Origin of the sequence: Pseudarthrobacter sp. B4EP4b, from assembly GCF_006680095.1 — a bacterium.
Lineage (GTDB): Bacteria > Actinomycetota > Actinomycetes > Actinomycetales > Micrococcaceae > Arthrobacter.
On sequence record NZ_VHIJ01000071.1, the window covers coordinates 25,589 to 32,137 of the forward strand.

Below are 6,549 nucleotides of genomic sequence, written 5' to 3' on the forward strand. Positions count from 1 at the left end.
GTGACAAGTAAGTACACGTTGCGCTTGCTAGGTGAGGTTGATGTGGTGACGCTCACACTAGTAAGGTTGCTCCGGGTAATGCAAGCGTTTACATCAAAAAGTTATCTGAGAGGAACCAAATGTCCAACCCAGACGTTCCTGCTGATCGGCCGGCCCGCAGCGAATGGTGGACGGACGCTGTGGTCTACCAGATTTATCCGCGGTCCTTTGCCGACGGCAATGGCGACGGCATGGGCGATCTTCGCGGTGTCACTGATCGTCTGCCCTATCTTCAGCAGCTTGGAGTAGACGCCCTCTGGCTCTCACCCTTCTACAAATCACCCCAGGCGGACGCCGGATATGATGTTGCGGACTACCGCCAGGTGGACCCGCTGTTCGGCTCGCTCGAGGACTTCGACGCCATGTTGCACGACGCTCACCAGCGCGGCCTGAAAGTCATTGTTGACCTGGTTCCCAACCACACCTCCGACGAGCACGTGTGGTTCCAGGAAGCGCTGGCCACGGCACCTGGCTCCCCCGAACGCGGCCGGTACATCTTCCGTCAGGGCAAGGACGAGGTACCGGGCTCCGGAGACGGCGACAGGGCGCCCAACAACTGGAAATCGATCTTCGGCGGGCCGGCCTGGAGCAGGATTACCGAGGCGGACGGGTCTCCAGGCGAGTGGTACCTCCATCTCTTCGACACCAAGCAGCCGGACCTGAACTGGGAGAACACGGAGGTGCAGGAGGAGATGCGCTCGGTGCTCCGCTTCTGGCTGGACCGCGGCGCGGACGGATTCCGGGTGGACGTTGCCCATGGCCTGGTCAAGGAGCCCGGGCTGCCCGACTGGGAGGGCGTGGCAGCCATGGTTGAGGGAACTCCGGAAGTGCGGAGGGAACCTTCCCCTCCCGGCGACGCCCCGGGGGCCCATCCCGATGCGGTGGAACCGCACCGTGCCGTCTCCCCGGTTTATCCACCCTCACCGTTTTTTGACCAGGACGGTGTTCATGACATCTACCGCGACTGGAACCGGGTCCTGGCGGAGTACGACGGCGACCGCATGATGGTTGCCGAAGCTTGGGTGGAGCCGGCCGAACGTCTGGCCCGCTACACCCGGCCAGACGAAATGCAGCAGGCCTTCAACTTCGACTTCCTGCTGGCCGGCTGGGACGCCGAGCGGATGGCGGTGGCCATTGAGGCGTCGTTGGAAGCAGCCGCGTCGGTGGGAGCCCCGTGTACTTGGGTGCTAAGCAACCATGACACTGTCCGCCATCCAACCCGGTTCGGGCTCAAGGACCCCACAACGTTTCCGAAGGGCATCGCCTCGGAGGATGAGCAGCCCGACTCCGCTTTGGGGCTGGCCCGTGCACGCGCAGCCACTTTGATCTCCCTGGCCCTGCCGGGTTCCGCCTACCTTTACCAGGGGGAGGAGCTGGGGCTTCCCGAGCACACCACCCTGCCGGCCGAGGCACGGCAGGATCCCACATTCCACAGGACCCGGGGTGCGGAGATCGGGCGTGACGGCTGCCGGGTCCCCCTGCCATGGACGCAGGACGCGCCAGGTTACGGTTTCGCGGTAAGCGGGAACACAGGTGCAGCTCCCTGGCTTCCCCAGCCGGAAAGCTTTGGAAGCCTCGCCGCAGACCAGCAGGACGGAGTGGAGGGCTCCACCCTGGAGCTCTACCGCGCTGTCCTTGCTTTCCGGTCCGCCCGGAAACTCGGCAGGGGCTCGCTCGCATGGGCTGAGGTCCACGCACCCGAGAGCGGAGTCCTGGCCTTCCACAACGGGGAGGTGCTGGTCCTGGGCAACTTCGGTTTCGCCTCGGCGCCGGTGCCCGAGGGGTATTCCGTGGTGCTTTCGAGCGCTCCTGAGCCCTCTTCAGACTGGAGCGGGCTGGACGAGGTGCCGGTGGACTGCACCGTCTACCTCACGAGGGACTAGGACCAGCCTGGTCAGCGGACGCGCTCTGCCCTGCTGAAGCGCGTCCGCGCCCCGGCTCCAATGTGGATCAGCACCGGAATCCGTTTCCCCACCACTGCCTCCAGTGCGGCCACCAGGGCGTACACCTCGTCGGCGAGCAGGTGCGGCGCCACTCCCTGTCGCGGGAGCAGGCGGACCTTGAGCGCCGGGCTGCCCTTGACGTTATAGGTGGTCACAGTGGCGCCGGCCAGGTCCGGACGGTTCGCGAGTGCGTGCTTCAGGGCTTGCTCCGCCACTCCCCCGCCGATCCGCACATCGCCGGGGACGTCACCGGGATCGTATTCCAGGGCCAGGAGGTTGGCCCGGCCTTTTCCTTGCTGGGCCACCCAGGCCACCATGAGCGCGATCAGGACCAGCAGGGCCAGGGCCACGAGGACCCACAACCAGCTTTGGGGCCGGCCCGGGAACCGTGTGGCGTTGAATGCCTGGTTGATGCCGGCCCAGACGCCCGCGGACCAGGAATGCCACCAGGAAGCAACGGCCGGGACGGAAGCCAGCAGTACCAACAGGACGCCGATGGCCAGCATCTTCAGGCCCAGGATGGCGATCAGGATCCGGTTGAGCAGGGTGGGTGTGCTGTTCATGCGCCGATGACTCCGGATTGGGCCACGTTGACATGCACCTCTGGGGACGGGCTCAGTGCCATGGCAGCGAGTTCGCTTCCAACCGCTGCGAGCACGGCATCCGGATCCACTGGCACTCCCGACGTGGGCCGGACATTGACCACCACCTGGCGCTGCGAGACAACTACCATCACCTGTTCGGGGGTGACATTCGCGGCAAGCCTGGCCCGCCGTGCCAGCGAGGAGGCCACCACTTCGTCGTCCACCACCACGGCAGGACCATCCGCTTTCCGGCCGCCGGCCAGGAGGTGCCGGGCACGGCGCCCGGGCAGGATCCCGTTGAGGAAAAAGACGAGGCCGAACATGGCCAGCACCGCTCCGATGGCTCCCAGCAGCAGCGGCGGGATCCCGGCGGGCAGCGCCACCAGGCGCTCGGCGGCCACTTGCGGCTCGATCAGCCACGCCGGCTGGCCGATCGCGTGCACGCCGGCCTCAAGGAGCCCATAGGCGGCGAAAACAATAACCAGGACTGCCGCGGCGGTGGCAACCACAGCACGCGATGAATGTGTTTCGCGGCGCAGGATCCTGCCCATGTCCGGCGACTGGTCTTCCTGGTTCCGCGTCATCGGACCCTGCCCCCTTCGCTGATCCTTGCTCCGCTGATCCGGATGTCGACGCGGCTCAGCCGCGCTCCGCTGAGCTCAGTTACAGTTGCCAGGATGCGTGCCTTCGCCTGGACAGCACGGCCCCTGATAGAGCCGCCGGCAGCGTCAACCCGCGAGGGATCGGCGGCCACCGCTTTCAAGGGCGGGATGCTGATAGGTGTGACGAGGGACAGCGCCAGCATGCCGTCGTCGTCCGCCCAGTCCGCACGGACGTCCTCCGCCTCCACTCCCAGGTACTGGGCGGCGGCGGCTTTTGCAAGGCTGGTCAGCGCCTGGGTGCTGATGCGGTTGTGGCCGCTGAACTCCTGCGCCCGGACCAGCGGGGCGGCGGAGCTCATGAGGACGAGCGCCGGCCGGTGATGGCGTCCAGGACGCCGCGGAGGTCCAATTTTCCTTCCGCCGCGCGGCCCAGAAGTGCCCCGATGGCCATAAAGAGCAGGGATACAAGGAAGCCCCACAAACCGAACTGCAGGGACATAAAGGCGACAAAGGCGCCGATGGCAACGCCGGCGACGGTGAGGCTCACAGCAGTGCCTCCCGTTCGGCAGGGCCGGAAAGGCTGGGTTTGACCGGCGGCGGGACATAGACATCGGTGATTTCGACGTTCACCTCGATCACCTGCAGCCCCACCAGTTCCTCGACGGCCCGGTAGACCGCCGCTCGGACCTCGTTGGCCAGGGAATGCAGTGGCGTCCCGTAGCTTGCCACGAGGCTGATGTCCACGGCCACCTGCGTTTCGCCCACTTCGGCGTGGACCCCGGCGGCATGGTCTGAACTTCCGACGGCGTCGCGGATGGCTCCCAGGGCACGTGACGGTCCGGAGCCCAGCGAGTAAACGCCGGGGACGGCGCGGGCGGCAATTCCTGCCACCTTGGCTACTGCGGTTTCGGAGATTACGGTGCGGCCAAGGCCGGGCACGGGAACCGGAGCCGGCACTGCGTGGCTGCCCTGGCTGGGTTGTGGGTTCTGGTATTCCATCAGGCACTCCCCCTTCTGTTGATCCCAACCCTATCCCCTGGCTGCTTCGATGTGCTGGATACCCTGCCGCCAGTGTTAAAGGACCCAGGCGGGGACGCCCCCAAGGACATCCCCGCCTGAGCGGTGCCGCCGGTTTCAGCGGCTGCGCGGCAGGTGCCGCAGTCTATTTGTAGAGGCCTTCGCCGCCAACCTTGACGTTGGTGGGCAGGTAGCCGAAGGGGCCCAGGCCGTTCTGGCCGAAGCTGCGGTCAACCTGGGTCACGCCGTTCTTGAAATTGATCTTGACGGTCGGGGACAGCGAGCCGCCGCGCACCCCGTTGACGTTGTCGATGAAGGACTGCACCAGGCCGCCCGGCTGCACGTAGTGCGAGTAGGCCTGGAACTGGCGGCCGTTTTGCTGGCCGGAGATGGTCCCGCTCGGGTTGTTTGCCGGCAGGTTCAGGTCGGTCGGGGAACCGAGGGCCAGGCCGCTGTTGTTGACCGGCTGGAAGTCGGAACGGACGCCGTCGCCCACGAAGCCGTAGACGCCGTCGGGGCCGCGCATGCCTGCGGCGTAGGTGAACTGGTGGCTGATCGTGTACAGGTAGTACTTGTTCTTGCCGTTTTCGTTCTGGATGTAGATCTGCGGGCGCTCAGTCTGGTCGTTCACGCAGTTGGCGGAGAGGATGGGCGGCAGGAAGGACCACTTGGTCAGGTCCTTGTTGTCCGCCACGGCCAGGCCCACATTGGCGGTCTGGTAGTGCGCGCCGCTGTTCTGGACGTCGTTGACGTTTTCGGCCTGCGGGTCGCCCGGCTGGTAACCCAGGTCCTCGCCCTTGCACTGGTATTCGCCACGGTTGCCGGCGGTGTTGCCCTCAAAGACCATAAAGGTCTTGCCCGGGTGGGCGGGATCGGCAAACGTGTACGGGTCGCGGAAGGCAAAGCCCGGGTTCTGGGCCTTGGTCTGGTACATCGTTCCGTCCGGTTCCAGCAGCTTGGTGTGCTCGAAGCCGTCGAAGGTGACGCCGTTCTGGTCGGCGTGGATGTTGCCCAGGGCCTTGGCGATGGCCGCATCGTTAGCGATCCCGCCGCCGCCTGCGTTGCGCTCCGCAATGTCATGGAACGTAGTGGCCGTGTAAAACACGTTCACGTGGTTGCCCTGCATCAGGCGGGTGGAACCGGACCACTCCGTGTTCCCGATGGATGACCCCTCGGTAAAGAGGTGTCCGCCGTAGTTCCACTTGTCCTTGGCCGGGTCCGCGTTCGTTTTGCGGAAGAAGTAGCCGATGCGGGCGTTCCAGTGGCGCTGGTCGAAGCCGTAGCCGGCGTGGCGGTCGGCCACCAGGGAGAAGACGACGTCCCAGCCCTTGTAGCTGATCTGGTTGGCGTTCTCGTCCGTCAGGGACCAGGTGTCCCAGACCCAGACATCGTCATTCATGGCCGGGAAGTCCTCGGGGATTTCCGGCATGGAAACATCGGGGCTCATGGAGTTCTGGCCGGGCGCGACGGTGGGATCGCTCTGGGCCATGATCTGCTTGGCGTCGGCGCGGGTCCACTTGGACGTGAAGTCCGACGCCGGGTCGAAGGCCTGCTGGGTGTGTTCCGTGGGGAGCGCGAAGCCGGGGGTCGGGGCCGGCAGTTGCTGGCTGGCCGGCGGATCCGCCGGCTCGTTGGCCTGTGCGGAGGGAACGGCCAGGAAGGCCGAGGCCGCTACGGCCGTCGCCAGTGCTGCGGCGGCAGGACGCCACCGCAGCAACCGGGGGGTTCGGGGGTGCTTGTGCATTTTTGCTCTTCTCGCGGAGTTGAAACTGTTCGTGGAAGACGGGCTGATGCCCTGGTCCTTCGAACTCCGGCGGCCCCAACAACACTGCAGGCGTTATGGGGGACGCCTTTGTATCGAGGGGAACGGGGTTGGGTAGTCCCCGTAGAAGTGGCCCAGGAGCGTTGTGCTTTCCTGGCCGGCCTCCACGCTAGGCAGCTTTCCTGATGCATTTCAAAACGTGTTTCCTGCCCGGAATCTGTGTCCGCTGCTCGACTGCGCAAGCGCTTACATTACCCAAGGCGCGCGCGTGCCACAACGGTTTGGCGGGAGTCAAATGTTTCAAAGGTCAGTCAAATTTTTCTGTGCGGCGTTTGCTGCGGCATGACCGGGCCCGCCGGGAATGTGGCCAATCGCACCTGGACAGGCGCGATGTACTTCACTCAACACCCGCATCCGGACAATTCCACCGCGTACGCCACGGTGTTTTGTCCGGAACCGGGTGCATCGTCGCGGGCCCCGGCAGGGAGGCGGCGCTGGCCCCAGGCAGGATATGGGTGGCGCAGGACGGAGGCAGGGCAGGACGGGGGCAGCGTAGGCCGGGGGCAGGATATGGGCAGGCAGGACGCGGGGCAGCGCAGGAC

At 65.8% G+C, this 6,549-nt stretch carries 7 protein-coding genes; 1 reads left to right on the top strand and 6 read right to left on the bottom strand.

Annotation, left to right across the window (positions count from 1 at the left end; genetic code table 11):
• Nucleotides 1-119 precede the first annotated feature (119 nt).
• Entirely contained in the window at nucleotides 120-1,922 is a 1,803-nt protein-coding gene (locus FNL14_RS21580; RefSeq protein WP_142064477.1) for a glycoside hydrolase family 13 protein, read from the top strand.
• 11 nt (nucleotides 1,923-1,933) lie between these two features.
• Here the strand turns inward: FNL14_RS21580 and FNL14_RS21585 are convergent, their stop codons facing one another.
• The 6 genes from FNL14_RS21585 to FNL14_RS21610 all read right to left on the bottom strand — a co-directional run bounded on the left by FNL14_RS21585 (nucleotide 1,934) and on the right by FNL14_RS21610 (nucleotide 5,929).
• Complete coding sequence (locus FNL14_RS21585; protein WP_091420990.1) at nucleotides 1,934-2,545, bottom strand: hypothetical protein; 612 nt, start codon at nucleotides 2,543-2,545, stop codon at nucleotides 1,934-1,936.
• Nucleotides 2,542-3,150, bottom strand: a complete 609-nt coding sequence (locus FNL14_RS21590; protein WP_142064480.1) for a hypothetical protein — start codon at nucleotides 3,148-3,150, stop codon at nucleotides 2,542-2,544. The genes FNL14_RS21585 and FNL14_RS21590 overlap by 4 nt, the downstream gene beginning before the upstream one ends.
• Complete coding sequence (locus FNL14_RS21595) at nucleotides 3,147-3,527, bottom strand: hypothetical protein (RefSeq protein WP_142064483.1); 381 nt, start codon at nucleotides 3,525-3,527, stop codon at nucleotides 3,147-3,149. The genes FNL14_RS21590 and FNL14_RS21595 overlap by 4 nt, the downstream gene beginning before the upstream one ends.
• Nucleotides 3,524-3,715, bottom strand: a complete 192-nt coding sequence (locus FNL14_RS21600) for a DUF2273 domain-containing protein (protein WP_091420981.1) — start codon at nucleotides 3,713-3,715, stop codon at nucleotides 3,524-3,526. Before FNL14_RS21600 ends, FNL14_RS21595 begins: the two co-directional genes overlap by 4 nt.
• A complete protein-coding gene (locus FNL14_RS21605; RefSeq protein WP_142064487.1) occupies nucleotides 3,712-4,167 on the bottom strand; it encodes an Asp23/Gls24 family envelope stress response protein in 456 nt (151 codons plus the stop codon). Before FNL14_RS21605 ends, FNL14_RS21600 begins: the two co-directional genes overlap by 4 nt.
• Before the next feature lie 163 nt (nucleotides 4,168-4,330).
• Complete coding sequence (locus FNL14_RS21610; RefSeq protein WP_142064490.1) at nucleotides 4,331-5,929, bottom strand: glycoside hydrolase family 68 protein; 1,599 nt, start codon at nucleotides 5,927-5,929, stop codon at nucleotides 4,331-4,333.
• Between the last annotated feature and the right edge of the window lie 620 nt (nucleotides 5,930-6,549).